Origin of the sequence: Microbispora sp. CA-135349, assembly GCF_050947365.1 — a bacterium.
GTDB lineage: Bacteria > Actinomycetota > Actinomycetes > Streptosporangiales > Streptosporangiaceae > Microbispora.
Genome location: NZ_CP192001.1, coordinates 6,740,070 through 6,764,204, shown reverse-complemented (window position 1 = coordinate 6,764,204; position 24,135 = coordinate 6,740,070). Strand labels below are relative to the sequence as shown.

30 protein-coding genes are annotated in these 24,135 nt (G+C 71.7%); 8 read left to right on the top strand and 22 right to left on the bottom strand.

Annotated features, from left to right (window positions below; translation table 11 throughout):
• Nucleotide 1: 1 nt before the first annotated feature.
• From ACQPZZ_RS31090 to ACQPZZ_RS31045, 10 genes are all read right to left on the bottom strand, one after another.
• Nucleotides 2-868, bottom strand: a complete 867-nt coding sequence (locus tag ACQPZZ_RS31090) for an ABC transporter permease (protein ID WP_432924925.1) — start codon at nt 866-868, stop codon at nt 2-4.
• Nucleotides 865-1,809 (bottom strand): ABC transporter ATP-binding protein, encoded by a 945-nt coding sequence (locus ACQPZZ_RS31085; protein WP_432924923.1) that lies wholly within the window; start codon nt 1,807-1,809, stop codon nt 865-867. The genes ACQPZZ_RS31090 and ACQPZZ_RS31085 overlap by 4 nt, the downstream gene beginning before the upstream one ends.
• 12 nt (nt 1,810-1,821) lie before the next feature.
• Entirely contained in the window at nt 1,822-1,983 is a 162-nt protein-coding gene (locus tag ACQPZZ_RS31080; RefSeq protein WP_432924921.1) for a hypothetical protein, read from the bottom strand.
• Nucleotides 1,984-2,016: 33 nt separating this feature from the next.
• Entirely contained in the window at nt 2,017-2,181 is a 165-nt protein-coding gene (locus tag ACQPZZ_RS31075; protein WP_432924919.1) for an LxmA leader domain family RiPP, read from the bottom strand.
• A gap of 2 nt (nt 2,182-2,183) precedes the next feature.
• On the bottom strand, nt 2,184-2,345 hold the full coding sequence (locus ACQPZZ_RS31070) for an LxmA leader domain family RiPP (protein ID WP_432924917.1): 162 nt from the start codon (nt 2,343-2,345) through the stop codon (nt 2,184-2,186).
• Between the two features lie 41 nt (nt 2,346-2,386).
• Nucleotides 2,387-2,545, bottom strand: a complete 159-nt coding sequence (locus ACQPZZ_RS31065) for an LxmA leader domain family RiPP (RefSeq protein WP_432924915.1) — start codon at nt 2,543-2,545, stop codon at nt 2,387-2,389.
• A gap of 42 nt (nt 2,546-2,587) precedes the next feature.
• Complete coding sequence (locus tag ACQPZZ_RS31060; protein WP_432924915.1) at nt 2,588-2,746, bottom strand: LxmA leader domain family RiPP; 159 nt, start codon at nt 2,744-2,746, stop codon at nt 2,588-2,590.
• A 194-nt stretch (nt 2,747-2,940) separates the two neighbouring features.
• A complete protein-coding gene (locus ACQPZZ_RS31055; RefSeq protein WP_432924913.1) occupies nt 2,941-3,918 on the bottom strand; it encodes a T3SS effector HopA1 family protein in 978 nt (325 codons plus the stop codon).
• On the bottom strand, nt 3,915-5,012 hold the full coding sequence (gene lxmK, locus ACQPZZ_RS31050; protein ID WP_432924910.1) for a class V lanthionine synthetase subunit LxmK: 1,098 nt from the start codon (nt 5,010-5,012) through the stop codon (nt 3,915-3,917). The genes ACQPZZ_RS31055 and lxmK overlap by 4 nt, the downstream gene beginning before the upstream one ends.
• Nucleotides 4,999-5,739, bottom strand: coding sequence for a class I SAM-dependent methyltransferase (locus ACQPZZ_RS31045; RefSeq protein ID WP_432924908.1), 741 nt, complete (start codon nt 5,737-5,739; stop codon nt 4,999-5,001). The genes lxmK and ACQPZZ_RS31045 overlap by 14 nt, the downstream gene beginning before the upstream one ends.
• Nucleotides 5,740-5,944: 205 nt before the next feature.
• Here ACQPZZ_RS31045 and ACQPZZ_RS31040 point away from each other — a divergent pair, with 205 nt between their 5' ends.
• On the top strand, nt 5,945-6,295 hold the full coding sequence (locus tag ACQPZZ_RS31040; RefSeq protein WP_432924906.1) for a hypothetical protein: 351 nt from the start codon (nt 5,945-5,947) through the stop codon (nt 6,293-6,295).
• Between the two features lie 67 nt (nt 6,296-6,362).
• Here ACQPZZ_RS31040 and ACQPZZ_RS31035 read toward each other — a convergent pair whose 3' ends face one another.
• From ACQPZZ_RS31035 to ACQPZZ_RS31015, 5 genes are all read right to left on the bottom strand, one after another.
• On the bottom strand, nt 6,363-6,956 hold the full coding sequence (locus ACQPZZ_RS31035) for a response regulator transcription factor (protein ID WP_432924904.1): 594 nt from the start codon (nt 6,954-6,956) through the stop codon (nt 6,363-6,365).
• A complete protein-coding gene (locus tag ACQPZZ_RS31030; protein ID WP_432924902.1) occupies nt 6,956-8,155 on the bottom strand; it encodes a sensor histidine kinase in 1,200 nt (399 codons plus the stop codon). Before ACQPZZ_RS31030 ends, ACQPZZ_RS31035 begins: the two co-directional genes overlap by 1 nt.
• 16 nt (nt 8,156-8,171) lie before the next feature.
• Nucleotides 8,172-8,969 (bottom strand): ABC transporter permease, encoded by a 798-nt coding sequence (locus tag ACQPZZ_RS31025; RefSeq protein WP_432924900.1) that lies wholly within the window; start codon nt 8,967-8,969, stop codon nt 8,172-8,174.
• Nucleotides 8,966-9,931: an ABC transporter ATP-binding protein gene (locus ACQPZZ_RS31020; RefSeq protein ID WP_432924898.1), complete on the bottom strand. Its 966-nt coding sequence runs from the start codon at nt 9,929-9,931 to the stop codon at nt 8,966-8,968. Before ACQPZZ_RS31020 ends, ACQPZZ_RS31025 begins: the two co-directional genes overlap by 4 nt.
• Nucleotides 9,932-10,065: 134 nt before the next feature.
• The gene (locus ACQPZZ_RS31015; RefSeq protein ID WP_432924896.1) at nt 10,066-10,416 is read right to left on the bottom strand and encodes a GntR family transcriptional regulator; all 351 of its coding nucleotides are present in this window, start codon (nt 10,414-10,416) and stop codon (nt 10,066-10,068) included.
• Between the two features lie 185 nt (nt 10,417-10,601).
• Here ACQPZZ_RS31015 and ACQPZZ_RS31010 point away from each other — a divergent pair, with 185 nt between their 5' ends.
• The 4 genes from ACQPZZ_RS31010 to ACQPZZ_RS30995 are packed head-to-tail and all read left to right on the top strand — an operon-like array spanning nt 10,602 to nt 13,278.
• Nucleotides 10,602-11,063, top strand: a complete 462-nt coding sequence (locus tag ACQPZZ_RS31010; RefSeq protein ID WP_432924894.1) for a hypothetical protein — start codon at nt 10,602-10,604, stop codon at nt 11,061-11,063.
• Nucleotides 11,060-11,611, top strand: a complete 552-nt coding sequence (locus tag ACQPZZ_RS31005; protein WP_432924893.1) for an SdpA family antimicrobial peptide system protein — start codon at nt 11,060-11,062, stop codon at nt 11,609-11,611. The genes ACQPZZ_RS31010 and ACQPZZ_RS31005 overlap by 4 nt, the downstream gene beginning before the upstream one ends.
• Complete coding sequence (locus ACQPZZ_RS31000; RefSeq protein WP_432924891.1) at nt 11,605-12,573, top strand: sporulation-delaying protein SdpB family protein; 969 nt, start codon at nt 11,605-11,607, stop codon at nt 12,571-12,573. The genes ACQPZZ_RS31005 and ACQPZZ_RS31000 overlap by 7 nt, the downstream gene beginning before the upstream one ends.
• Nucleotides 12,574-12,585: 12 nt before the next feature.
• Nucleotides 12,586-13,278 carry a LuxR C-terminal-related transcriptional regulator gene (locus ACQPZZ_RS30995; protein WP_432924889.1) on the top strand — a complete coding sequence of 231 codons (693 nt, stop codon included), beginning with the start codon at nt 12,586-12,588 and terminating at the stop codon, nt 13,276-13,278.
• A gap of 94 nt (nt 13,279-13,372) precedes the next feature.
• Here the strand turns inward: ACQPZZ_RS30995 and ACQPZZ_RS30990 are convergent, their stop codons facing one another.
• A complete protein-coding gene (locus ACQPZZ_RS30990; RefSeq protein WP_432924887.1) occupies nt 13,373-14,365 on the bottom strand; it encodes a ferritin-like domain-containing protein in 993 nt (330 codons plus the stop codon).
• 403 nt (nt 14,366-14,768) lie between these two features.
• Here ACQPZZ_RS30990 and ACQPZZ_RS30985 point away from each other — a divergent pair, with 403 nt between their 5' ends.
• Nucleotides 14,769-15,950 carry a cytochrome P450 gene (locus tag ACQPZZ_RS30985; protein ID WP_432924885.1) on the top strand — a complete coding sequence of 394 codons (1,182 nt, stop codon included), beginning with the start codon at nt 14,769-14,771 and terminating at the stop codon, nt 15,948-15,950.
• A gap of 15 nt (nt 15,951-15,965) precedes the next feature.
• On the opposite strand, the gene ACQPZZ_RS30980 is transcribed toward ACQPZZ_RS30985, so the two are convergent.
• From ACQPZZ_RS30980 to ACQPZZ_RS30970, 3 genes are all read right to left on the bottom strand, one after another.
• Entirely contained in the window at nt 15,966-17,111 is a 1,146-nt protein-coding gene (locus ACQPZZ_RS30980; RefSeq protein ID WP_432924884.1) for an RNA polymerase sigma factor, read from the bottom strand.
• On the bottom strand, nt 17,108-17,515 hold the full coding sequence (locus ACQPZZ_RS30975) for a YciI family protein (RefSeq protein WP_363640687.1): 408 nt from the start codon (nt 17,513-17,515) through the stop codon (nt 17,108-17,110). The genes ACQPZZ_RS30980 and ACQPZZ_RS30975 overlap by 4 nt, the downstream gene beginning before the upstream one ends.
• Nucleotides 17,516-17,654: 139 nt before the next feature.
• On the bottom strand, nt 17,655-20,420 hold the full coding sequence (locus tag ACQPZZ_RS30970) for an AAA family ATPase (RefSeq protein ID WP_432924881.1): 2,766 nt from the start codon (nt 20,418-20,420) through the stop codon (nt 17,655-17,657).
• Between the two features lie 343 nt (nt 20,421-20,763).
• On the opposite strand from ACQPZZ_RS30970, the gene ACQPZZ_RS30965 reads away from it, so the two are divergent.
• Complete coding sequence (locus tag ACQPZZ_RS30965; RefSeq protein ID WP_432934609.1) at nt 20,764-21,450, top strand: sigma-70 family RNA polymerase sigma factor; 687 nt, start codon at nt 20,764-20,766, stop codon at nt 21,448-21,450.
• 43 nt (nt 21,451-21,493) lie between these two features.
• Here the strand turns inward: ACQPZZ_RS30965 and ACQPZZ_RS30960 are convergent, their stop codons facing one another.
• Complete coding sequence (locus ACQPZZ_RS30960) at nt 21,494-21,724, bottom strand: hypothetical protein (protein WP_363640691.1); 231 nt, start codon at nt 21,722-21,724, stop codon at nt 21,494-21,496.
• Between the two features lie 86 nt (nt 21,725-21,810).
• Between ACQPZZ_RS30960 and ACQPZZ_RS30955 the strand changes: the two genes are divergently transcribed.
• Nucleotides 21,811-21,948 (top strand): hypothetical protein, encoded by a 138-nt coding sequence (locus ACQPZZ_RS30955; RefSeq protein WP_432924879.1) that lies wholly within the window; start codon nt 21,811-21,813, stop codon nt 21,946-21,948.
• An 11-nt stretch (nt 21,949-21,959) separates the two neighbouring features.
• Here ACQPZZ_RS30955 and ACQPZZ_RS30950 read toward each other — a convergent pair whose 3' ends face one another.
• Both ACQPZZ_RS30950 and ACQPZZ_RS30945 read right to left on the bottom strand, forming a co-directional pair.
• Nucleotides 21,960-22,718, bottom strand: a complete 759-nt coding sequence (locus ACQPZZ_RS30950; protein WP_432924877.1) for an SDR family oxidoreductase — start codon at nt 22,716-22,718, stop codon at nt 21,960-21,962.
• Nucleotides 22,719-22,817: 99 nt separating this feature from the next.
• Nucleotides 22,818-24,011, bottom strand: coding sequence for a low temperature requirement protein A (locus ACQPZZ_RS30945; protein WP_432924875.1), 1,194 nt, complete (start codon nt 24,009-24,011; stop codon nt 22,818-22,820).
• Nucleotides 24,012-24,135: the final 124 nt, after the last annotated feature.

Below are 24,135 nucleotides of genomic sequence, written 5' to 3'. Positions count from 1 at the left end.
GTCAGCGGTAGCGCGCGGCGGCCTTCTCGCGGCGGCGGGCCAGGTCCGATCCGGACGCCTGGAGGGTCATCCGCCGCAGCAGCGGCACCGCGACGAGGGCGCCCGCACCGGCCCAGGCAGCCAGCACCGCGAACGCCAGGGGACGCTGCCAGCCCCCCACGGTCTCCAGCGCGGCCATCGCGTCGGGCATCAGCGCCGACCGGAGCCCGCGGGCCGTCCAGTTGAAGGGCAGGACGTCCAGCAGCCGGTTCGCCCACTCGGGGAGTCGGTCGCCCACATTCATGCCCGAGACCAGGACCAGCACGAAGACGGGCAGGACGCTGTAGCCGAGGCTCTCTCTCGCGTCGGGGAGCACGGCGCCGAGCAACGCGCCGATGACGGCCGTCGTGGCCAGGCCGAGGGCGGCGACTCCCAGCAGCGTCACCCACCTGCCCGGGGAGGCGGGCAGCGCCAGGTCGGTGAACGCCACCCCGCAGACGGTCAGCACCCCCAGCACCGCGACGCCGACGGCGACCACGTAGGCCACCTTCTCCACGACGAAGACCCGCAGGCCTCCGGGGGTGCACCGGAGCCGCAGCAGCGTGCCGTCCTCTCTGCTCACGATCACGGCCTGGGCCACCGAGACCACGCCGAGCTGGGCGATCGAGATCAGCATGAACGTGACGGTCAGCGCCGCCACCTGGGACACGCCGCCGGGCGCCAGCGGCGCCCTGTCCCTGAGCAGTACGGCCAGCAGGACGAACAGCGCGATGTTGACGAGGTGGAACTCGATGAACAGCCGGTTGACGTCCCGGATCACGGCGCGCAGCTCCAGCCGCGTGCGTTCGATCCCGAGCCGCAGCGTCCGGGACTTGAAGATCTTGGTCATCTGCCCGCTCCCATCGATGCGGTGACGGCGAGGTAGATCTCCTCAAGCGTCTGCCTGCGGACCTCCAGCCCGGGGACGCGGCCGCCGAGCCGGGTGTGCAGTTCCACGACGAAACCGGCCGCGTCGTCCACCTCGCGCTCGCGGACGACGCCGTCCTCGATCCACCGCACGAGGGCGGTGCGGGCACGCGCGGCGAACTCGCTCATCGCGCCGATCGCCGCGATCCCGCCTCCGGCGAGGATGGCGACCCGGTCGGCGAGCCGCTCGGCCTCCGCCAGGTCGTGCGTGGTGATCAGGACGGTGACGCCCCGCCCGGACAGCCCGGCGACCAGGTCGTGGAACTGCCGGCGCGCCGCGGGGTCGAGGCCCGACGTCGGCTCGTCGAGGAAGACGAGCTCGGGGTCGCCCACCAGCGCCAGCGCCAGGTCGAGACGCCGCCGCTGACCGCCGGAGAGCGTGCGCACCTCGCGCCCGGCGAGGGAGGCGAGGCCGAGATCCGACATGACCTCCTCCGGATCCCTCGGCTGGTCGTGGTAGCCGGCCATGTGCCGGACCAGCTCCCCCGCCCGCCAGCGGGAGTGGTCGCGCCACGACTGCAGGACGATGCCGATCCGGCCGCGCCAGCGGTCGTCCGCGCGCTCGGGGTCGGTGCCGAGCACGGTGACGGAGCCGCCCGATCTCCTGCGCAGCCCCTCCATGATCTCCATGGTGGTCGTCTTGCCGGCTCCGTTCGGACCGAGCAGGGCCAGCACCTCGCCCCGCTCGGCCTGCAGGGTCACGCCGCGCAGGACCTCGACGTCGCCGTACGCCATCCGGAGGCCGTCCACCTCTATGACGGGATCCCGGCCGTCCCTGCCCGCCATCCGGTTCTCGCTTTCTGAGTCGTTCGTGCTCTTTTCGTGGCGGCGCCGGGGCACCCCGGCGCCGCCACGAACGGTCATTCCGTCATTCGATCAGCAGCCGCTCTTGACCGTCAGCCAGCTCAGGTTGAAGCTCGCGACGGCCGAGGCGACCACGGTCGGCGTGGCCTCGGGGGCGTCGATCTGCGGGGTGTTGGCGACCTGCGCCAGCGAGGAGTACGCGCCGGCGCCGCTCATCAGGTTCTCGGTGGTCATATCCGTGTCTCCTTGGTGTCTCGGGTGGGCTGGTCAGCAGCCGTTCTTGACCGTGTTCCAGCTGGTGATGAAGCTGGAGATGGCGCTGGCGGTGATGATGACCGGGCTCGCCTCGGGGGTCTGCGCGTCCGGGCCGGCGACGACCTCGGCCAGCGAGGAGTACGCGTCCGCGCCGCTCATCAGGTTCTCGGCGTCCATGACTAGCAGCCTCCCTTGACGGTGTTGAAGCTCAGGACGAAGCTGCCGATGGCCGAGCTGACGATGGTCGGCGTCGCCTCGGGGACGTCGTTGTCGGGCGCGGTCACGACCTCGGCCGGGGTGGTGTAGGCGTCGGCGCCGCTGAGCAGCGACTCGGTGGACATGGGGATTCCTTTCGTGGGTGTGTGGTGTGGTAGGTGAGGGGTCAGCAGCCGAGCCAGGCGCTGAGGGCGCCGCCGCCCGCGCTGATAACGGCCGCGGAGATGACCGGGGTCGCCTCGGGGGTGTCGATCTGGGGGACGGTCATGACCTCGGCCGGGGTGGTGTAGGCGTCGGCGCCGCTGAGCAGGGTCTCGATGGGCATGTCGGTTTCCTTTCTGTCGTTGGTGTGGTTGTGTGCAGGGGGTCAGCAGCCGAGCCAGGCGCTGAGGGCGCCGCCGCCCGCGCTGATGACGGCCGCGGAGATGACCGGGGTCGCCTCGGGGGTGTCGATCTGGGGGACGGTCATGACCTCGGCCGGGGTGGTGTAGGCGTCGGCGCCGCTGAGCAGGGTCTCGATGGGCATGTCGGTTTCCTTTCTGTCGTTGGTCTGAATCGGATGTGCCGATCGGTTGTCGTCGATCGGTCGTGTGGAAAAGGGCTTCGGGGAAGGCGGGGCCGCCGTCGCGGGCGGTGCCCGTGAACGGGGCGCGTGCCTCACCTCCTTCCGGTCTCGTGGTCGTCCGGGCGCGGGATCGCGCCCGGTGGCTTGGCGGCGGCTCAGGCGGGGCAGGCGGCCGTCTCGGCCGGATCCTCGAACGGGAGGCCCGGCGAGCCTGAGTTGCGGTGCGGCTGCCCGGGGACCACGCCCGCGGCGCGGAGCGCGTCCGCCACGGCGGCGTCCCGGTCGCCCGGGCTCTGTCCCTCGGCGTGCGCCAGCAGGCCGGTGGCGACCGCGTGCGACCGGTGCTCGCCGAAGCTCATGTCGCGCATCTCCGGCCGCGGGTCCTCCGGCTCCCAGGCCCAGCCGATCCCCTCGCCGAGCCGGGCCACGTACGCGGACACGTCCGGGCGGAGCCCGCCCGCCGCGACGGCCGCCCGCGCGATCTCCGGTACGACGTGCCACGCCTGCGGGCCGAGGTACACCACGATCGCGTCGCGGCGGGGGTACAGGTCGCGAGCCGACAGGACCTTGGCGCGGTACGGGACCGCGAGCTCCTCCAGCCGTCCGAGCGCCGCTCCCCACAGGCCCGCCACCGACGGCGGCTCGGTCACCCCGAGGTACAGCCGCAGGCAGTGATCCTGGCCGAGCCCGGTGCCCAGCGAGCCGTTGACGAGGAGAAAGCCGGGCGACAGCGCCGGCAGGACGGCGGGCAGGCGGACCCACCTCGCGCGGCCCCCGGCTGTCTCCACCTCCTCGGCGAGCCGTTCCTCGGGCACCCGGACGCGGACGCCGCTCAGCGTCACGACCGTGGGCGAGTCCGGGTGCACCGGAGCGAGGACGCGCGACATCCGGTGCGGCACCATCTCGCGCAGCGCGGTCTCGAACTCCGGATCGCGCACCGACTTGCGGCGGCGGCCGTCCCGGTGGGGCCGGCCGGCGTGGAGCAGGTCGTACAGGGCTCCGGCGAGAACACCGCGGAAGGTCCTGACGTTGTCGGCCGTGACCTCGCGGTCTGCCACCGTGGCCGATCTCAGGTCGGCCCCGACCTCCACGCGGTCGAGCGCCTCGGCGAGTTCCCGGGGGAGCTCGCTCATCCTTCACCTCCGAGTCCGAGGGTCGTCGTGAACGCGGCGGGGCTGAGCAGGGCCTTGCGGCCGACGCCCGCGGCCGCGCGCTCCAGTGGCGTCAGGCGGGCCCGCTGGAAACCGGCGGCGAAGAGCCGGTCGAACATGTGCCAGCCCGCGAAGGCCGCCGCCCTGGCTGGCAGCTCGAGGTCGGCCCGCGCCTGCGGCCGGGCGAGCGAGTAGCCCTGCCAGAACGCCTCGATGAACGGTCTGAGCTGCTCGAACCGGCGGGCTCCGCCGGCGATGACGTCACGGTCGTCGACGGGGCCCCGCACGATGTCCTCGCCGGAGGCCATCCCGAGCACGCCGCGGAAGAGCCACTCGCCCACGAACGCGCCCACGTCTCTCGCGGGGTCGGCGAGCCGCGCCTCCTCCCAGTCGACGAGGTGCAGCCTGCCCTCGTGGTAGAGGAACTGGTCGAGCCGGAGATCGCCGTGGACCAGCGCCCGGGGGCTCTCGCGCTCCCATTCGGACAGGTGCTTGATCGCCTCGACGAGCTCGGCGTCGTTGTGCACGATGCGCCAGGCCTCCAGCTCCGCGCCGCTGGCCAGTACGTAGGACTCCAGCGGGATGGCCGTCAGGTTCGGAACGGGCGGCAGCGGCGGCGTCGAGGTGTCGGCCGCCACCGCCGCGGGAGCGGGGAGGGTGTGCAGCGTCCCCACCTGGACGCCGGCCTCGTGGGCGAGCTCCCGGGTGAACTCCTCAGCGCCCAGGTCGGCGCCGTTGCGCGCCTGCTCGAGCAGGAGGAAGGCCACCAGTCCTGACCGCTCGTCGGCCCCGAGGAAGCGGGGACCGCGCACCACCGGGTGCGCGCCCAGCAGTTCCCCCATCGCCCTGATCCGGGCGATCCGCCGTACGACGTCCTCCGGTGCGCCGCCCACCCGCTTGACGAACACGGGGATGCCCAGGCTCGTCACCCCGGCCCAGCTGTCGTTGCGCCCGAAGAAGGTGGAGACGTCGTCCTCGCGGAACACGCCGAGGTCCAGCCGGGTGAGGAACTCCGTCACGTCCGGGACCTGGGCGAGCGGAATCGACGCGAACTGAGGCGGCTTATTCGCCGCCATTGTCCACCTCGAATACCGAAATGTGGCGCAGGGCGTCCTCGCGGACCGGCCCGCCGTCCCAGTCGGAGTATCGCGCGCGCAGCCGCAGGCCGGCGATTCTCGCCATCAAATCCAGTTCCGAGGGCCAGGCATAGCGGGAAATCTCGACGAGCTTTTCCGGAGTGCCGCCGGCGACCGTCGTGTGCACGATGTAAACCGTCTGCGTCGACCGGCTCACGTACGACGTGTCGATCATTATTTCTTTTTCGCCGATGTGGTGGACGTCGACCCGCGGATCGGTGAGCCGGTGGTAGTACCACGGGTCGTAGGTCTCGACGATCGCCACCCCGCCCTCGCCGAGCCGGGATCGCATGAGCCGCAGGGTCTCGATCTGCTGCTCCCTGTCGGGCACCATGAACAGCGTGTTGAGGCCGATCAGGGCGATGTCGAAGGGGCCTTCCGGCAGGTCGGCGGTGAAGTCGCCGAGGGTCGCGGTGATCTTTCCCTCGGGGTCGCGCTCCTTCAGCTTGTCCAGGATCTGGGCCGAGGCGTCCACACCGTGGACCCGCATGCCCAGCCCGGCCAGGGGGAGCGCGAGCCGGCCGGTGCCGACTCCGAGTTCGAGCAGCCGCCCGCCGGGTGCGTGACCGGCGATGAACTGCGCCGCCTTGTCCGCCTCGGGGGTGTGCGGATAAAGCCTGTCGTAAACGGATGCCAGGCCGTCTCCGTAAGCACTGGGATCGAACATTGTTCCTCCTGCCTCCCGCCGGGCTGTTCCCGGCGGCCGAGGAAAACGTTAGGCATCCCGGGAAAGCCGTGTGTGCTCCGGAAGTAGCGCTTTCCCGTACTCCACTCGGAGTACACGCCGGCACGATCGCGGCGGTTATCGTGCGGTCGATCACCGTGCGGTCAATTCCAGTGCGGCGTGAGCCGCCCGGCAGGAGGAAGAGGAAATGATTCCGCAGATTGTCACCGCGACCTACGCGCTCGGCGCGCTGGCGTTCCTGGGCCCGGCCGCGCACACCGGCCCGCACACCGGCTCATACACCGGGGCCGCGCCCGCGCGGGAGGCCGCGGCCACCCTTCCGGAAGGGGCGGGGCAGGAGACGAACGGGCGGCGGACGGTCCGGCGGGACGCCGTCATCCCGACGTTGCCGCTGACCAGGCCGCGCTGCCCCGAACGCGCGCCGGAGGGATGGGAGTTCGTCGGCGCGGGCGTGCCGAACTTCGGGCTGCCCTACGACGTCTACCGCCGCCTGCGCGCGGACGGCACGTACGAGTACCGCCAGGTCTACTGCCTGTAGCCGGGCCCCCGCAGGTCGCGGGCAAGGCGTCGGAGGCCGGTGGCGACGCGCCGCCGGCCTTCGGCGTTCACAGCCAGCCTTTCTCCTGGGCGGCGCGGATCGCGGTGATCCGGTTGGTCGCGCCGAGCTTGGCGATGGCACTGGACAGGTAGTTGCGCACGGTGCCCTCGGTCAGGTGGAGGGTCGTGGCGATCTGTTTGACCGAGGAGCCCTCGGCCGCAAGCGACAGCGCGTCGCGCTCGCGGTCGGTCAGCGGGCTGTCGCCCGCCATCATCGCCGAAGCGGCCATCTCCGGGTCGAGGTAACGCCCTCCGGCGTGCACCTTGCGGATCGCGGTGGCCAGCTCGTCGGCCGAGGCGTCCTTGGGGATGAACCCGCGCACCCCGGCGGCGAGCGCCCGCCGCAGGTATCCCGGCCGCCCGAAGCTGCTCAAAATGATCATCGCCTGCCCCGGGAGCCCCTCCGCGACGGTGAGGCCGTCCATCCCGGGCATCTCGATGTCCAGCACCACGACGTCGGGATGATGCTCCCGAACGGCGGGAGCCACCTCGTCGCCCCGGCTGACCTGGGCGACGACCTCCAGGTCGGACTCCAGCCCGAGCAGGGTGGCGATCGCGCCGCGGATGAGATGCTCGTCGTCGGCGAGCAGGATGCGGATCATCAGGCCACCGCCTCGGTGAGGACGTGCTCGTGGGTGGTCGTCGGCACGACCGCCCTCAGGATGAACTCCCCCGACCCGGTCGGCCGGGCGGTCAGGCTGCCGCCCGCGGCGGCGAGCCGCTCGCTCAGGCCGATGAGGCCGGTGCCGCCGTCGCCGCCGCTCTGGCCGCCGACCCCGTCGTTCACCATCTCCAGCACCGCCGTCGTGCCGGTCAGCCTCAGCGTGATGCGGGACCGGGTCGCGGCGCTGTGCCGCAGCGTGTTGGTGGTGCCCTCCCTGATCACCCAGGCGAGCAGCGTGGCGGGCTCGCCCGGCGGAGTCCGCTCGGGCAGGTCGAGGGTGCAGCGGATGCCCGCCGCCTCCAGCACGGCACGCACGCTGCCGAGCTCGGCGGACAGGTCGATGGCGCGGTAGCCCCGCACGGCCTCCCGGATCTCCCGCAGGGCGTCCTTGGCCAGCCCCCGCACCGCCGTCATCTCCCCGGCCGCCTGCTCGGGGGCGGCGCGGGCGAGCTTGACCGCGAGCTCGCACTTGACCGCGATGGCCGACAGGCTGTGGCCGACCAGATCGTGCAGGTCCCGGGCGAATCGGAGGCGTTCCTCCGTCACGGCGAGCTTGGCCTGCGCATCCCTGCCCTCGTGCACCTGGATGATGAGCCGGTAGATCCACAGCCAGACCCGGTTGCTGTAGGGCAGCAAGGCCACCATCGACAGGTAGTAGAAGAGCTCGGCGCGATGCTCGCCCAGGCCGGGAACCAGCAGGAAGGCGAGGGCGACGTACACGGCGGCGGCGCCGGCCGTCAGCGCCACGGCGGCCCGGGAGCCCACTGCGAGCACCGCGACCCCGGCCCACGTGGCGGCGAGCATGGCCCAGCCGAACGGCAGCACCCGCGACGCGGTCTCGGGCAGCTCCGGTGTGCCGATCCCGCCAAGGGCGATCATCGCCACGGCGAGCGCGCCCGCGGCGGCGACCTCGCGTACGGCGGCCCGGCCGTCGACCGCGGCGTGGACGACGCGGAGGAACAGCCAGGTGAAGATCGGAAGGCCGACGGCCGCGAGGGCGAGACGGCCCCAGCCGACCTCGCCCTCGGTCCTGATCTCCACCACGATCTGGATCGCCGGGCCGAGCCACGCGAACACCAACTCGACGACCAAGGTCCAGAAGGTGATGCGACGCGCCCGCTTGATTCCGGCGTTCATGACCTCAACCTTACTGTCAGCCCCGGCGGGGATCCCAGCGAAAGAACGCCCGGGCCAGCAGGGCGGCGACCGCGATCCACGCGGCGAGGATGCCCAGTGAGGGCAGGGCGGCGGCCCAGCGATCCAGGAGGCCGAGCGGCTCGTGGCCGGCGCCGATGTAGTCCAGCCCGAGATAGGCGGTGCGCATGATCTCCACGATGGGCGTCATCGGCAGGAACTCGATCACGGTGCGCAGCGCCTGCGGCAGGATCTCCTGCGGCACCATCACCGGCGAGCCGCCGACCAGGAGCAGCACGACCGGCAGCGTCGCGATCTGCGCCATCTCCCCGGTGGAGGACAGGCCGGAGACGGCCATGGCGAGCAGGGAGAAGAAGGCCGCCCCGAGAAGCGCGCCGAGCAGCAGCAGCGGGATGTCGGCCGGCGCCCCGGTGCCCATGACCGCGGCCATGAGCGCGCACAGGATCACCACCTGGCCGACGTACACGACGGTCGCGCCGAGGGCGCTGCCGCCGAGGATGGCCGCCTTGGACGTCGGTCCGCCGAGCAGGCGCTTGAGCACCAGCTCCTCGCGACGGCCGGCGTAGAAGCCCGCCAGGTTCATGAACGTCGCGAAGATCAGGATGAAGGCCATCATCCCGGTCATCAGGTACTGCGTCGCCGGGATCCCGGCGGTCCCGCCGCCGATGTCGGTGGAGGCCAGCGCCCCGGCGATCAGCAGCGGCAGCAGCACGGCGTTCACCAGGGCCGTGCGGTTGCGGAAGACGAGGGTGAGGTCGACGCGGGCCAGCCGCACCGCCTGCGCCATGTCGGTCATGCGCTCTCCTTCACCACGGAGTGGAAGACGTCCTCGAGCGAGGCGGTCCTGACGGCGAGCCGTTCGAGCGCGACGCCGCGCTCTTCGGCCCAGGCCAGCAGCGGAACGAGCGCGGTGTGTGCCCGGGTCGCCTGGTCGCCGCCGGTGACGGTGTACGTGACGACCGGCGCCCCGCCCGCCAGGGCGATGCCGGGAGCGTGGCCGCCGATCGGCGGAAGGGCGTCGAGGGGGATCTGCGGCGGCAGCCGGAAGGAGACGCGGTCGCCCTGCCTGCCGATGACCTCCTCCAGCGTCCCCTCCACCTGGATCTCGCCCTGGTGCATGATGGCGAGCCGGCTCGCGAGGTGCTCGGCCTCCTCCAGGTAGTGCGTGGTGAGCAGCACGGTCGTGCCCTCCTCCACCAGGTCGCGGATCAGGTCCCAGGTCGTCCGGCGCGCCTCGGGGTCCATGCCGGTCGTCGGCTCGTCCAGGAACAGCACCTCGGGACGGCCGATCACCGACAGCACGAGGTCGAGCCTGCGCTTCTGGCCGCCGGACAGCTGGCGGATCCGGACGTCCGCCTTATCGGTCAGCCCGGCCATCTCCAGCGACTCGTCCAGCGCGCGCGGGTTCGCGTGCAGGTCGCGCCACAGCCCGATGGTCTCGGCCACCGTCAGGTCGGGGAGGAAGCCGTTCTCCTGCAACATGATCCCGACCCGTGCGCGCAGCGCCCCGCGCCCGCGGTACGGATCCGTCCCCAGCACCTGCACGGTGCCGGAGGTGGCCGGGCGGTAGCCCTCCAGGACCTCCATCGTCGTGGTCTTCCCGGCGCCGTTGGTGCCGAGCAGGGCGAACAGCTCACCCCTTCGGACGGTCAACGAGACGCCCTTGACGGCTTCGAAGTCGCCGTACCTCTGCCTGAGCCCGGTCGCCGCGATCGCCAGGTCCAGGGCGACCGCCGTTTCCATCACGTCCGTTGTCATGGCACAAGAGTGCGTTTTCCGCCCGTCGCCGCTGTAGTCGTCGATGCCATGAGATCGGCATGCGGCTCGAGGATCATCGCGATGACAAATGTCAGGAACGGCGGGCGTGGAAACGCGGCGACGGGAGGGGAGGGTCAGAAGGCGCGACGGACCAGCTCGGCGGCGTCGTCCGGGCCGAGACCGAGCCGGCGCGCCTCGACCACGACCTGGCCGATCGCCTCGTCCAGTCGGCGGGAGGTGCCCCGGCCGGCGTCGACCACGACGCTCCCGCGCCCGCGTCGTACCTCGATGAGGCCTTCGTCCCGGAGGATCGCGTAGGCGCGCAGCACCGTGTGGAGGTTGACCCGCAGCGCCGAGGCGACGGCCTTCGCCGGCGGCAGATGGTCGCCGGGCTTCAGCTCGCCGCCGTTGAGTGCTTTGCGCAGCTCGGAGGCGATCTGGTCGAACAACGGGTCGGGTGAGGATGGGTCGATTTCGAGATGCATGTCGTCGCCGATTCACGTCGGCCCGCCTGCGTACACGGGCTTTCCGGCTCGGTCTCCCTTCTCTGTATCAGGAACAAGGGTACACCGGTTGACTAGAATTACTAGAAGTTCTATAACTTTGCCGAGGTGATGAAGACATGTACTCGCGTGTCCGATCCATAGCTTTGGCGACAAGTCTGATCTTGATGCTGGGGGCGGCCTCAAGTCACGCGGCGAGTGGGACAACCGCCGCTCCGCCCACCCGAGACGGTGAGAGCCTGTTCAGAGGCGTTTTCTTCGGCGAGGGCGAGATCGCCCGATCCCTGCACGGCACGAGCTGGGCGACCCCCCGGAGCCTGGCCGTCGGCGACCAGGTCCTCGCGTCCATCCGCACCGCGTCTCCCCAGTTCTTCCCCTCCTTCCTCGCGGAGATGACCAGCGGCGACCGGCTGCGCATCAGCGCCGCGCTCGCCGACGGCAAGCAGCAACTGTCCAGTGCGGCGGCGAGCCTCGGCGGCGCCGCCACCACCCGGGCGGCGGGCAGCATCGTCATCACCGGCTCGGGCATCTTCGTCGGCACCGGCACCTTCTGGGCACCGGCCGAGGACGACGGACGGCTCGGCGAGGAGCGGCTCGTCGACCACATCGCCGAGGAACTCCGTTCGTGACCGGGCGAGTGCCGGACACCAGGCTGGGACTGGCGGCCCTGTGCATCGGGGCCGTCTGGGTCCTCGTGATCGCGTACGTGGTCCATTCGCAGCTACCGGCGCACGCCCTCCGGCTGCCCGGCGAGCAGGAGCTGCGCGCCGACATCCGGCAGGTGGCGCCGCAGGGCTGGGCCTTCTTCACCCGCTCGGCGCGCGAGCCGCGGCTGGAGGTCTGGACGGCGACCGGCGCCGGAGCGCCCCGGACGTTCGCCGCCTCCCCGCCCGAGACGCGCGCCGCCGCGGGCTGGGACCGGGGGTCCCGGGCGAGGATGAGGGAGATGGACCTGCTGGCGGGGTCGGTTCCCGGGGACCGGTGGCGGGCCTGCGACGGCGCGGTGGCCATCTGCCTGAGCAGGGCGGACGCGGTGACGGTCGCCAGCCCGGTGGCGCGGCCCACGCTCTGCGGAACCGTCGGCCTGAGCCGGCGCGTGCCGCTGCCCTGGGCCTGGGCGGGCTCCGCGCAGAAGGTCATGCCCTCCACCGTGACGGTGGTGAACGTGACGTGCTGACCTTCGCGCGGATCGGCGCCCCGCCCCTCGCCCGGATCGGCGCCGCGGCCCGCCTGCGGGCCGAGCTGCCGCCCTGGACGAATGTGTACGGCCTGGCGCGCACGCTGCTGGCGCTCGCGACCGCCGGCACCCTGACGGCGAGTCCCGTGGACGCGCTGTTCGACCCGTACGGCCCCGCGTGCCAGGGCGTGAGCTCACTGGGACTGTTCTGCCTCGTGCCCGAGGAACAGCTGGGGCTCACGCGGGGGGCGGCCGTGGCAGTGCTCGTGGTCGTCGCCTCCGGGTGGCGGCCCCGCCTCACGGCGCTGCCCCACTGGTGGCTCACCTTCGGCTTCCAGGTCTCGACCGTCGTCCCCGACGGCGGGGACCAGATCGCCTCGGTGGTCACGCTGCTCCTGCTGCCGGTGGCGCTGAACGACCGGAGGCGCTGGCACTGGCACGCGTCCGCCCCCTCCGGCGAGGCTCCGGGGCCCGTCGCGTCGCTGGTCGCCTGGTCTGCCGTGCTCGTCATCCGGCTCCAGGTGGCGGGGCTGTACTTTCAGGCGTCGGTGTCGAAACTCGGCCGTGAGGAATGGGCCGACGGGACCGCGCTCTACTACTGGCTGTCGGACCCGATGTTCGGCGCTCCCTCCTGGATGTCGGGCATCCTGGGCCCGGTCCTGCGTGATCCGCTGGGCGTGACCGTGCTCACCTGGGGGCCGCTGGTCGTCGAGTTCGCCGTCGCCATGGGCCTCATCGTCCGGCGGCGGGCGTGGCCGTACCTCCTGGCCTCCGGTGTGGTCCTGCACTGCTGCATCGCGGCGCTCATGGGCTTGACCAGCTTCGCCGTGACCATGATCGCCTGCTTGATCCTTCATCTGCGGCCCGTCGAGCTCCCGTTCGCGGCGCCGTACCGGCCGGCCGCCTGGCGTCCGCGCGGATCCTGGGGCGCGATGGGCCCCAAGGCCGCGGGTGTTTCTTGAGGAGACCCGCACGTGATAAAGATCCTGCTCATCGGAGAACACGCTTCGATGCGCTCCGCCCTCCGGCTCGTGCTGGACGCGGAACCCGATATGGAAGTGGTCGGCGAGTCGCCGATCGGTGAGGCCGGCACGAGGATCGCCGTCACCACGCGGCCGGACGTCGTCCTCCTGGACACCGACGCGCGGATCGAGCACGGCATCGAGGCCGTCCGGCGGCTGACGGGGGACCACCGCCTCCGCGACGCCGTACTGGTCTTCACCTCGGCGACCGGCGACGAGCACCTCTGGCGGGCCCTGCACGCCGGGGCGAAGGGGTTTCTGCACAAGGACAGGCCCTGCCGGGAGCTGCTGGAGGCGATCAGGGACGTCGCCGCCGGGGGAGTGGTGCTCAGCCCGGGGCACACGCGCCACCTTGTGGAGGAGCTGACGAGCCGCAGCGAGTATCTGACCGACGCCCTCGACCGCAAGCTCGGCATCGCCGGGCTCAGCGACAGGGAGCGTGAGGTGCTCACGCTGGTTGGCCTCGGCCTCACCAACGCGGAGATCGGCGCGAGACTGCACATCAGCGAGCTGACCGCGAAGACCCACGTCAGCCGGATCCGTTCCAAGCTCGACGCCCGTGACAGGGTCGAACTCGTCATCGACGCCTTCTCCGCGGGCCTGGTCACCATGCCGGCGACCCGCCGCCACGCCGCGGGCGTATGAGAGAGCACGTGCCAGGGCGGTGCGCCGGTCACGCACCGCCCTGGCCAAGTCCGCCGGGCGACGCGATCGCGCTTCGCGGCCGGGCGGACGCTCGTCAGCGTGCGTCCGGTGGAACGTAGCCGAAGGTGGGACCGGCCACGGTGCCGTCCGCGTCGGGCATCAGCAACAGGGCGTCGGCCTGGGCCTTGAGGGCGTACATGGTGCCGACGGCGGCGCCGAGCAGCTTCGGGTCGCCGTTGAACGCCTGCTCCAGCTGGTTCAACAGGGTGCAATAGGTGCGGTTGAACTCTTCCTGCGCGGTACGGATCGCGCTGCCCGGGGCGTGATCGGACAGCCGCGGGTTGGGCCGCATCGGGTGGACGGCGGCCGGGTTCACCGAGATCGGCTCTCCGGTGGGCCCGGACCGCGGGGTGTCGCCGCGCCGGTAGCGCCGGCCGAGTTTGAGTTCCTGTAAGCGGTAGTAGTGGCCGACCTCGTCCCGATCGGGGTGGAAGACGTCCCTGTCCCCGTCCCAGACCTCGCCCCGGGCCGTGCCCTCGCCCTGTTCGACGATCTCCTCAAGCGCCCCCAGCGCCGACTCCAGATCCTCCACCGCGAACAGCATGCCGGTGGTGTGCCGGAAATGGCCGCCGTTCACCTGGCGGGCGGGGTCGCCGCAGAAGACCTCCCGCTCGCCGAGCCGCTCGCACAGGTGGCGCAGTCCCTGCTCGATCGCGTCGTAGAACTGCCCGATCGTCTCGTAGCCGTCGCCTTCCGCCGGGGCGCCGGGCGGGGCCGGCCGTTCCAGGCGCAGGAACATCTCCAGGGCCTCCGGGCCGAACGGGAGCAGCGACAGCTCCAGGTCGCTGTGGGGCAGCCGCCGCGGATACGGCGGCAGCATCTCCGGCACGTCGAGGCGCGGCCTGCCGCCAACGGCGTTGAGCAGATTGGCGGCCAGCGCCAGGTGCAGCATCTCCTCGGCGAAGACGCCGCCCACCACCTCCACGGCCTCCGGGTTGCTCTCGGCCTTCAGGGAGTACAGCGCGCACAGGTACGGCGGCAAGGTGGCGTGTTCCAGCTCCACCGCCCACTGCAGGTGCTCACGCAAACTGTCGAGAGAGTCGATCGGTGCAGGTCCGGGGACAGCGAGGGTTCCCCGTGGTTCCAGGTCGTTCGTCACAGTCCTACCTCACGTGTTCGTGCGTCCGTGTTAAGACCGGACAGCCGTCGGACCTGTGACAGCCGCTGACAGGGCACCGGTCCCGGAGCGGCCGACGGCGGAGCCGCCGGTCGTGCCGTCGCCGTGCTGCACGCGCGCACCCTGGGATCCGTCCCGGTGGACGCGGAGCACCTCCATCAGGGCTGCTCCTCCTGTTGACGGGCGGTGCGACATTTCGTACGTTCCGCTTGGGCCGTCCAGGGGAGGGGTTGCGGTGACCACCGAACCGGATGCGAACGGGACCGCTCCTACCAGTGGGCCTGCGAGTGGGCCTGATGCCTGGCCGGATATCGTGCCGGGTCCCCTCGCCACGCCGTCACCGGAGTTCGCCCGCAGACGTGAGTCGGGGCCGCTGGAGCCGGCGACCATGCCCAGTGGCGACCGTGTCCCGATGGCCGTCCGCTACGAGGACGTCCGCGCCCTGCTGGCCTCGCCCGCATCCAGCCGCAATCTCCGCCTTCCCGGGTTGCCGCGGTTCGTGAGCGGCGTCGGCATCGACGACGACCCGGACGCGCTGATCAATCAGGATCCGCCGGAGCACACGCGCTACCGCCGGATCATGCAGGGCACCTTCACCCCCCGCCGGATCGAACCATGGCGTCCCCGGATCGCGAGGATCGCCGAGGAGCTCCTCGACGGCCTGGGCGACCGCTTCGACCTCGTACGGGGGTACGCGCTGCCGCTACCGGGCCGCGTCATCTGCGAGATGCTCGGCGTGCCGACGGACCACTACGAGCAGTTCGTCCGGTGGACGGACATGTTCCTGACCACCTCCACGGCCAACGAGCAGGCGCGTTACGAGGGCTACACCGACTTCATGGCCTATGCCGCCGAACTCGTCGCCCGGCATCGCCGCTCGCCCGGCGGGGACCTCATCGACCTGCTCATCGAGGCCAGGGACGCCGGAGACCGGCTGTCGGAGGGCGAGCTCGTCAACACCGTCTTCTCTTTGATCACGGCCGGTTACGAGACGACGGCCTCGATGATCGCCCGTGGGGTGTTCCGGTTGCTCCTCCACCCGGGCCAGTGGGACGAGCTGGTCGCGGATCCGGCCCTGACGGCCACCGCCGCCGAGGAGGTCCTGCGCTTCGACGGGCCGCCCGCCAATGCCTTCATGCGCCGGATCACCGAGGACACCGACCTGCCCGGCGGCTCGCTGAGCGCGGGGACGGTCGTCATGCCGAACCTGAACGCGGCCAACCACGACCCGCGGGCCTTTCCCGAGCCCGGCCGGTTCGACATCCACCGTTTCACCGGCCATCCCCCCAACCCCCATGTGGCGTTCGGTTACGGCCCGCACCGCTGCCTGGCCGCCAGTCTCGGCAGGGTCGAGCTCACCGAGGCGATCAGAGCCCTGGTCACCCGCCGGCCCGCCCTCCGCCTGACCACCTCGCCCGAGTCGGTGACCTGGACCGACGGCCTGGTCCTGCGGCCGGTCGCCCTGCACGTCACCTCGGCGGCGGCGACCGCCTGACCAGGGACGCCGCAGTCACGGACGCGGCAGTCGCCGCACCCGTGCGGCCTCCCGGGTGAGGTGGTCGCGCTCCGGCACGCTGGTGGCGGCGCGGGCGGCCTCGGCGTAAAGCTCGGCGGCGTGCTCGAGGTCACCGGCGCGTTCACGCAGATATGCCGTGACCGCGGCGTAGCGGGGCAGGGCGGGGTCCACGCCGGCCAGCGCCGCCAGGCCGGCCCGCGGCCCGTCGGCCTCGCCGACCGCCACCGCGCGGTTGAGGCGCACCACCGGGTTGCCGGTGAGGAGCAGCAGTTCGTCGTACCACTCCACGATCTGCACCCAGTCGGTCTCGGCGGCGCAGCGGGCGTCCGCGTGCAGGGCGGCGATCGCGGCCTGCGCCTGGTATTCGCCCAGCCGGTCGCGGGCCAGCGCGGCCTGCAGGATCGCCACTCCCTCGGTGATCAGGCCGGTGTCCCAGCGTGATCGGTCCTGCTCGGCGAGCGGCACCAGGCGGCCTCCCGGGCCCGTGCGGGACGCGCGGCGCGCATGGTGCAGCAGCATGAGCGCGAGCAGCCCAGCGACCTCGGGCTCGTCGGTCAACGCGACGAGCTGGCGGGTGAGGCGGATCGCCTCGGCCGCCAGGTCGACGTTTCCGCCGTACCCCTCGTTGAAGACGAGGTAGAGCACGCGCAGCACCGTCCCGAGATCGCCGGGCTGGTCGAGCGGCAGCCCGGAGATCCGCCGCTTGGCCCGGCTGATCCGCTGCGCCATGGTGGCCTCGGGAACGAGGTACGCCGTCGCGATCTGCCGCGTGGTCAGGCCGCCGACCGCGCGCAGTGTCAGCGCGACGGCCGAGCTCTGCGGCAGGGCGGGGTGCGCGCACAGGAAGTAGAGCCGCAGGGTGTCGTCCGCGACGGGCGCCGGACCGGCGGGGGGCTCGGCCTCCACGGCGAGCTCCCGCCCCCGCCGCGACGCCTCGGCACGGGCGGCGTCGAGGAACCTGCGCCACGCCACCGCGACGAGCCACGCCTTCGGGTCGCGCGGCGGATCGTCCGGCCAGGTGTCCAGCGCCCGGATCAGGGCCTCCTGCACGGCGTCCTCGGCCGACGCGAAGTCGGCTCCGCGCCGGGCGAGGACAGCGATGACCGCGGGCACGAGCTCCCGCAGCAGCGACTCGTTCACTCGGTGACCGTGGGCGGCTCGGTGAGGAACGGCCGGACCTCGAGCCACTCGTGGATCGGCTCGCCGCCGGGCCCGGGAGCCGAGGACAGCTCCCCGGCCAGCTCGAGCGCGCGATCCCACGAGTCCACGTCGATGATCATCCACCCCGCGATGAGGTCCTTGGTCTCGGCGAACGGACCGTCGGTCACCGGAGGGCGGCCCTCGCCGTCATACCGTACGAACGTGCCCTCGGGCGCGAGCGCCTGTTCGCCGACGAACTCCCCCGTCTCCTCCAGACGGGCCGCGAAGTCGCGCATGAACTGGATGTGCGCGTCGACCTCCTCCGGCGTCCACTGGTCCAACGACCCGTAGTCGACGACGGGGGCCGGGCCGCCTCGGTAGTGCTTCAGCAGCAGGTACTTCATGCTGGTTCTCCCTTTCGTCGCGCGGCCCGTGGTGGCCGCTCATGTCCCTGGGACGGAGCCGGCTCCGCGTTCTCGACACCCGCGACGAACTTTCTCAGGCGATTTTCGGCGGGATCGCCGTAGGGGAGGCCGCCGAGTCTCAGGCCGTGACCCCCGTGCCCGCGAGCAGCGCGGTGCTGATCTGCCTGCGGGACCCGATGCCGAGCTTTGTGAAGACCTTGCGCAGGTGCCACTCGACGGTGTGCGGGCTGATGAAGAGCTGAGCGCCGATCTCGGGGTTCGTCAGCCCGTCACCGGCCAAACGCGCTATTTGTGCCTCCTGAGCGGTAAGAGTGGCACGTGCCTCGACGCTGCGCTTGCGTACCGTCTCGCCGGTGGCCTGAAGCTCTCGCCGGGCGCGTTCCGCGAACGCCTCGATCCCCATCTGGCTGAGCGCCTCGTACGCGACGCCCAGGTGCTCGCGCGCGTCGACGCGGCGGTTCTCCCGGCGCAGCCACTCGCCGTAGAGCAGCCGGGCGCGGGCGTACGTCACCCGGACCCTGGTGCGGCCGAGCCGCTCGATCGCCTCGCGGTACCCGGCTTCGGCGGCGGGTCCGTCGCTCACCTGGGCACGCACGGCCGCCGACATGCCGAGGGCGTAGTCGGTGCCACTGGCCTGTGCGAGCTCGTCGAGTCGCCGGGCCATTTCGGCGGCGCGTGCCCGCCTTCCGCTCCGGGCGGCGGCCTCGGCGAGCTCGACCATGGACCTGATGGACAGTCCGAGTTCCTGAGGGTTCTCATAGCCTTGCTCGGCCGCGACGTACGCCTCCTCGTAACGGCCGAGGCCGTTGTACAGCACCGCGCGCGCCCACTGGGTGGCGGTCAGCACCTTTCCCTCGCCCTGGAGGACCGTGTCGCGGATGACCGCGTCGATGGCCTGGCGTGCCGCGGCCTCCCGTCCCCTCCACGGCTCGATCACCATGGCCACGTACTGGGGGATGAAGCGGCTGCCCGTCGCCTCACCGATCGCCGCGGCCTCGGCGGCCAGCGAATCCGCGACGGCCAGCTCGCCGGCCAGCACCCGAGCCGACACGTGCAGCAAGATGGCCGACGGCAGCACCGACAGCGCCCCCGTCTCGCGGGCCAGGTCGACCAGCCTCGCCGAGAGCGCCAGGTAGCTGTCGAACTCCCAGATGTTGAAGGCCATGCGGCTGGCGAGCGGGAGCCAGCCCAGGCCCTCTTCCCGGGAGACGTCTTCGGCGCGGAACGCGTCCAGGGCCTGCCGCACCATCGGCACGCCTGCCGCGAAACCCTCAGCGGTCATCAGGGCCAAGCCGTTCACGAGCAGATCGTTGCGCGCCGGCGGGGGTCCCGGCGGTGCGGCGAGCGCCGCCTTGGCGACATCCGGTAACTGAGCGCCGCTCGGCAGGCGTCCGGCGGTCATGGCCGCGTACAGCGCGTCGCGATAGGTCTCGCGAGCCAGCCCGGCGTCCAGCGGCTCAAGCCGCTTGGCGGCTCTGAGCAGCAGGGGCAGGGCGGGGCCGGCGCTTCTGGCCGCGAACACGATCTGACCGCGCAGCAGGTCGGCCTGGGCGCGTTCGCGTGGGTTCAGGGGGCTGAGCTCCGCGGCGTCCAGCAGTTCGAGCGCGGCGTCGAACCCACCGGCCTGATGCTTGGCCCGTGCCGCCGCCAGCGCCCTGGCGCCGCGGCGGGCGGGATCGGGGGTCAGCTCGGCCGCCCGTTCCAGGAACGCGGCCGCCGCGGCGACTCCGCCGCGTGCCTGCGCCCGGTCGGCGCAGCGCTCCAGCTCGGCGGCCACCGTCTCGTCAGGGACGGTCGTGGCGTTGGCGAAATGCCACGCTCGACGATCGGGATCCGTGTGAGGATCTGTCGCGTCGGCCAGCGCGCGGTGCACGTTCTGCCGATCCTCCGGGGCCAGGCGGTAGGCCGCCGAGCGCATGAGCGGATGGCGAAAACGCACCCGGGTCCCGATGGTGATCAGTCCCGCCGCTTCGGCCGGCGATGCGGCGGACGCCTGGATTCCCAGCAGCTCCGCCGCTCGCGTCAGCAACGTCACATCGCCGACCGGCTCGGCCGCCGCGATGAGCAGCAGCTGCTGCGCCTCGACCGGCAACGACTGCATCCGCCGCAGGAAGCTCTGCTCGATCCGGCTCGCCAGCGGTCGCGCGTCGGGCCGCCCGAACCCACCCGCCAGCTCCGCCGCCGTCAACCCCCTCGGCAGCTCGAGCAGGGCCAGCGGGTTTCCCTGCGTTTCGGCGACGATCCGGTCGCGGACCCGCTCGTCGAGACGCCCGGGGATCACGGAGTCCAGCAGGGCGCGGGCGTCGCTGTCGCTCAACCGTCCCACTTCGAGGTGCGGCAGACCTCTCAGCTCTCGTTCGAGGTGGTGCTCGCGCACCGCGAGCACCAGCCCGATCGGCTCCGCGAGCAGGCGTCGTGCGACGAAGGCGAGGGTCTGCGCGGAGACTTCGTCCAGCCACTGCGCGTCATCGACGAGGCAGACCAGTGGCCCTTTCCCGGCCACGTCGGCGAGCAGGTTGAGCAGCGCGAGCCCGACCAGGAAGCGATCGGGCGGAGGCCCCGCGCTCAGGCCGAACACCGTACCGAGCGCGTCGCGTTGCGGGCCCGGAAGGTGACCGAGGTGATCGAGGAACGGGGCGCACAGCTGGTGCAGGCCGCCGAAGGCCAGCTCCATCTCGGACTCGACGCCCACCGCTCTGACCGTCCGGCAGCCGGACGCGCTGCCTCGCGCGTACTCGAGCAGGGCCGTCTTGCCGATGCCTGCCTCGCCGCGCAGGACCAGGACCGAGCTGTGGCCGGCCTGCACCGTCGCCACGAGCTGGTCCAGCGTCTCGCACTCGATCTGCCGCCCGCGAAGCGGCGACTCGGAACCTCTGCTAGCCATGGGCACCGCCCCGCCGACCCTTCACCCGTTGACCGTCGACTGCCGAACGTCGGAGGCCACCGGCGCTACACCTCGGATCGCCGCGCGGCCTACCTTTCCCCTGTCAACCCGGCAATCAACGCCGGTCTGGTCATTATCGGCGGTAAGGGTGATCTTGCCTATAACGATCAGCGCCACGATCCCGGTGCGAAGCCGCGCCCCCGGCACCCGGGGCACCCCCTGACATCCGGGGCCAGGGTATGGACCACGCTCTTTCCGGGGCGCGATGAGGGGGTCTCGGAGGCGACCGTGATCACAGCGGCATCACCGGATGCCGTGAGTGAACGGAGCCGAGATCGTGACCATGAACCTGTTGGAGTCGCAGGGAGACCACGCGAACCCGATCGATGACGGGCCGATCAAAAGAGGGGACGGAGCCGCGTCGGCGTTCGCCGGCGTCGCGCCCCGGCTGTTCGCGATCGGCCTGCGCGTCCTGCACGACGTGGGCGAGGCCGAGGACGTGGTGCAGGAGACGTGGCTGCGGTGGGCCCGCACCGACCGCTCGATCGTCGCCGACCCTCCCGCGTTCCTCGCGCTGACCACCACCAGGCTCGCCATCAACATCGCCCAGTCCGCCCGCAGGCGCCGCGAGACCTCCGCGGGTTCCTGGCTGCCCGAGACGAGGGACCCCTCCGCGGGCCCCGAGACGGCAGCCGAACGGCACGAGGCGGTCGACACCGCGATCCGGATGCTTCTGGAGAGGCTGACCCCCGCCGAACGAGCGGTCTACCTGCTGCGCATGGCCTTCGACTACCCCTACCGCAGGATCTCCGAGGTCCTGCACCTGAGCGAAGACCACGCGCGGCAACTCGTGCGACGCGCCCGCGACCACCTCGCCACCGAGCGGCGCAACCCGGTCAGCGCCGTCGGGCACCGGCGCCTCGTACGGACGTTCCTCGCCGCCGCGCAGACCGGCGACCTCGCCGAACTGGAAGAACTGCTCGCCGCCGCGACCGCGGCAACGGAGCGTCGAGGGCGCGGCCGACGATGACGCCCGCGGCCGGGCATGCGGCCCGGCGCGCGACGGGGGCCCTCTACTGGGCGGGATCGCCGGACCGGGGGCCGTCTTCCAGCACCTCGACCGCGTCGAGCAGGCCTCGCAGGCCGATCGCTTCGCGCTCGACGTCCGTCGGATCGAACAGCCAGTCGGTGACCGGCAGGCCGACGCCCTCCTCCGGGTGGCTGGACTCGACCCGGATCACCTCCGCCTCGATGTCGATCTCGAGCTCGTGCAGGAATTCGTTGTCGTTGCCCGGAGCGGTCATCGTTCCTCTCTCCGTGTCTCGTGGATCACTCGGCGTCGTGTGGAGCACTCGGCGTCGTGTGGCCGGCTCGGCCGGGGCGGGGCGCGATGACCGAGGCGGCCTGCTCGGTGTGCGACCAGGACGGCGGCGCGGCGGCGGCCCGGGCGGTCCGCTCGAGGGACCCGCCCGGGTGCCGCCTGCCGCGCCGCTACTTCGTGGTCACGGTCGTCGCGGCGCACCTATGAACGGCGTCGGTCTACTTGCCGCCGCCGGCGCGGCCGAGCCAGTCGTGGTAGCGGATCGTGCCGAGGGTGGCGTCGTCGTCGATCGGAACCAGCGACCGCTCGCTCAGCTCACTGCCGAAGTAACGCGCGTGCGGGTCGGTGACCACCTCGCGCGGGTCGCCCCAGGCGGCCAGCGCCTGCCGGAAGAACTCGTCCATCCGGAGCTGCTCGGGCCCGGCGATCTCGACCCTGCCGTTCAGCGGCGACCCCACCGCGGCCCGGCCGACCGCCTGGGCGACGTCGTCACCCGCGATGGGCTGGAAGAGCACCGGCGCCATGTGCACCTTGCCGTCCACCGTGGCATCGTCGGCGATGCCGCGGGCGAACTCGAAGAACTGGGTCGAGTGCACGAGCGAGAACGGGATCCCCGACTTCTCGATCAGCTGCTCCTGGGCGATCTTCGCGGCGAAGTAGCCGTTGTCCGGCATCCGCTCCGTTCCCACGATCGACACCGCGACGTGGTGACCCACGCCCGCCGCCGCCTCCGCCGCGAGCAGGTTGCCCGTGGAGGTCTCGAAGAACCTCAGCACCGCGGCCCTCTCGAACGACGGCGAGTTCGACACGTCGACCACCACCTGCGCACCGGCCAGCACCTCGGCCAGTCCCTCGCCGGTCAGCGTGTTGACGCCGGTGTTCGGCGACGCCGCCACCGCCTCGTGGCCATGCTCGCCCAGCTTCGTCACCAGCTTCGACCCGATCAGGCCGGTTCCGCCGATCACCACGATCTTCATCGCGTTCCCTTTCCGTCCGCCGGGCCACCTCGCTGCCACCCGGTCGTCAGCTAAGACCGGACAGCCTCCCGGCGTGTGACGGGTGCCGCGGCGTTCTTCTCAATTCGGGTCATGGCCACGCGTTCCAGAGCGGACCCCGGTGGCCGCCGTCCAGATGGTGACGGCGACCAGCAGGACGCAGACGGCCGCGATCGCGCCGACCACGGCGGCCACGCCGATCCAGGGCGCCGCGAGCGGCAGCATCAGGACGATGAGCACGCACGCCGGCACCGCGGCGGGCGACATGACCGACTCCGCGATGACGAGCACGTGCACCGCCCACAGCAGGGCCAGATACGCCGCCACCGGAACGGCGACCGCGTAGCCGAGCGCCGTCGGCGACGCCACGACGTCGTGCCCGCTCTTCTCCACCGCCACCTCGAGCCCGGCGCCGAGGGCAGCGAGAGCGGCGAAAATGCCGTAGTGGCCGTATCCCCACAGATAGGACCGATGGCGGCGGTCGGTGAGACCGTCCCCCGCAGGTCCGAGGAAGTACAGCCACCAAAGAGCGAACAGCAGGATGAGACCGGCGGCGGCGATCACGACGAAGCGGCCGCCGACGGCGTCCGCAACGAGTGCTCTTCCGACCCCCCTGCTCGCGGCCAGCACGCTCTCGCCGAGCAGGATGATCGTGAACAGGCCGTAGCGCTCGGCGATGTGATGCGGGTGCCAGTTGGTGGCCATGGCCCGCTCCGCCCACCACGGCACCGCGAGCTCCAGGGCGGCCAGGCAGACGAAGAACGGCAGGCCGAAGGAGGAGGGCAGGATTTTCGTCTCCACCAGGGCGAGCCGCGACAGCCAGCCCATCTGCAGAAGGGTGATGCCCCCGGCGTAGCGGAGCGCGGTGTGGCGCCTCACCGGGTCTTCGAGACCGGCCCGCAGCCATTGGGCGACGAGGCCGAGCCTCATGACGAGGTAGCCCAGGGTGATGATCCGATAGTAGGAGTGGCTCGCCGCGGCGGGGACGCCGGCGGCGAGGACCAGCACACCGGCCATCTGCACCATGGTCAGCAGCCGGTAGGCGACATCGTCGGTGTCGTAGGACGAGGCGAACCACGTGAAGTTCATCCACGCCCACCAGATCGCGAAGAACACCTGGAGGAACGGCACCAGCCCGGCCAGGCCGTGACCGTCGGCGATGTCGTGCGCTAACTGCGCGGTGACGGCCGCGACCGCGACCACGAAGGTGAGGTCGAACAGAAGTTCGAGCTGGCTCGACACGCGGTGCGGCTCGTCGATGGCGCGTGCGTTCATCCGGATTCGGATCCGGATCGTGGTGCCTGCTGGGGGCAAGGTCTGCTCCTGTCACCTCGCGACGTACGGTCGTCTCGAAGACAGGGCGACGTGCCGAACTGTGACACCTCCTGTGACACCTCGG

Bases quoted from the DNA above. Each gene is read 5' to 3' on its own strand.
- ACQPZZ_RS31090 (WP_432924925.1), bottom strand. From the start codon at position 868: ATGACCAAGATCTTCAAGTCCCGGACGCTGCGGCTCGGGATCGAACGC.
- ACQPZZ_RS31085 (WP_432924923.1), bottom strand. From the start codon at position 1,809: ATGACCGTTCGTGGCGGCGCCGGGGTGCCCCGGCGCCGCCACGAAAAG.
- ACQPZZ_RS31080 (WP_432924921.1), bottom strand. From the start codon at position 1,983: ATGACCACCGAGAACCTGATGAGCGGCGCCGGCGCGTACTCCTCGCTG.
- ACQPZZ_RS31075 (WP_432924919.1), bottom strand. From the start codon at position 2,181: ATGGACGCCGAGAACCTGATGAGCGGCGCGGACGCGTACTCCTCGCTG.
- ACQPZZ_RS31070 (WP_432924917.1), bottom strand. From the start codon at position 2,345: ATGTCCACCGAGTCGCTGCTCAGCGGCGCCGACGCCTACACCACCCCG.
- ACQPZZ_RS31065 (WP_432924915.1), bottom strand. From the start codon at position 2,545: ATGCCCATCGAGACCCTGCTCAGCGGCGCCGACGCCTACACCACCCCG.
- ACQPZZ_RS31060 (WP_432924915.1), bottom strand. From the start codon at position 2,746: ATGCCCATCGAGACCCTGCTCAGCGGCGCCGACGCCTACACCACCCCG.
- ACQPZZ_RS31055 (WP_432924913.1), bottom strand. From the start codon at position 3,918: ATGAGCGAGCTCCCCCGGGAACTCGCCGAGGCGCTCGACCGCGTGGAG.
- lxmK (WP_432924910.1), bottom strand. From the start codon at position 5,012: ATGGCGGCGAATAAGCCGCCTCAGTTCGCGTCGATTCCGCTCGCCCAG.
- ACQPZZ_RS31045 (WP_432924908.1), bottom strand. From the start codon at position 5,739: ATGTTCGATCCCAGTGCTTACGGAGACGGCCTGGCATCCGTTTACGAC.
- ACQPZZ_RS31040 (WP_432924906.1), top strand. From the start codon at position 5,945: ATGATTCCGCAGATTGTCACCGCGACCTACGCGCTCGGCGCGCTGGCG.
- ACQPZZ_RS31035 (WP_432924904.1), bottom strand. From the start codon at position 6,956: ATGATCCGCATCCTGCTCGCCGACGACGAGCATCTCATCCGCGGCGCG.
- ACQPZZ_RS31030 (WP_432924902.1), bottom strand. From the start codon at position 8,155: ATGAACGCCGGAATCAAGCGGGCGCGTCGCATCACCTTCTGGACCTTG.
- ACQPZZ_RS31025 (WP_432924900.1), bottom strand. From the start codon at position 8,969: ATGACCGACATGGCGCAGGCGGTGCGGCTGGCCCGCGTCGACCTCACC.
- ACQPZZ_RS31020 (WP_432924898.1), bottom strand. From the start codon at position 9,931: ATGACAACGGACGTGATGGAAACGGCGGTCGCCCTGGACCTGGCGATC.
- ACQPZZ_RS31015 (WP_432924896.1), bottom strand. From the start codon at position 10,416: ATGCATCTCGAAATCGACCCATCCTCACCCGACCCGTTGTTCGACCAG.
- ACQPZZ_RS31010 (WP_432924894.1), top strand. From the start codon at position 10,602: ATGCTGGGGGCGGCCTCAAGTCACGCGGCGAGTGGGACAACCGCCGCT.
- ACQPZZ_RS30975 (WP_363640687.1), bottom strand. From the start codon at position 17,515: ATGAAGTACCTGCTGCTGAAGCACTACCGAGGCGGCCCGGCCCCCGTC.
- ACQPZZ_RS30970 (WP_432924881.1), bottom strand. From the start codon at position 20,420: ATGGCTAGCAGAGGTTCCGAGTCGCCGCTTCGCGGGCGGCAGATCGAG.
- ACQPZZ_RS30965 (WP_432934609.1), top strand. From the start codon at position 20,764: ATGAACCTGTTGGAGTCGCAGGGAGACCACGCGAACCCGATCGATGAC.
- ACQPZZ_RS30960 (WP_363640691.1), bottom strand. From the start codon at position 21,724: ATGACCGCTCCGGGCAACGACAACGAATTCCTGCACGAGCTCGAGATC.
- ACQPZZ_RS30955 (WP_432924879.1), top strand. From the start codon at position 21,811: ATGACCGAGGCGGCCTGCTCGGTGTGCGACCAGGACGGCGGCGCGGCG.
- ACQPZZ_RS30950 (WP_432924877.1), bottom strand. From the start codon at position 22,718: ATGAAGATCGTGGTGATCGGCGGAACCGGCCTGATCGGGTCGAAGCTG.
- ACQPZZ_RS30945 (WP_432924875.1), bottom strand. From the start codon at position 24,011: ATGAACGCACGCGCCATCGACGAGCCGCACCGCGTGTCGAGCCAGCTC.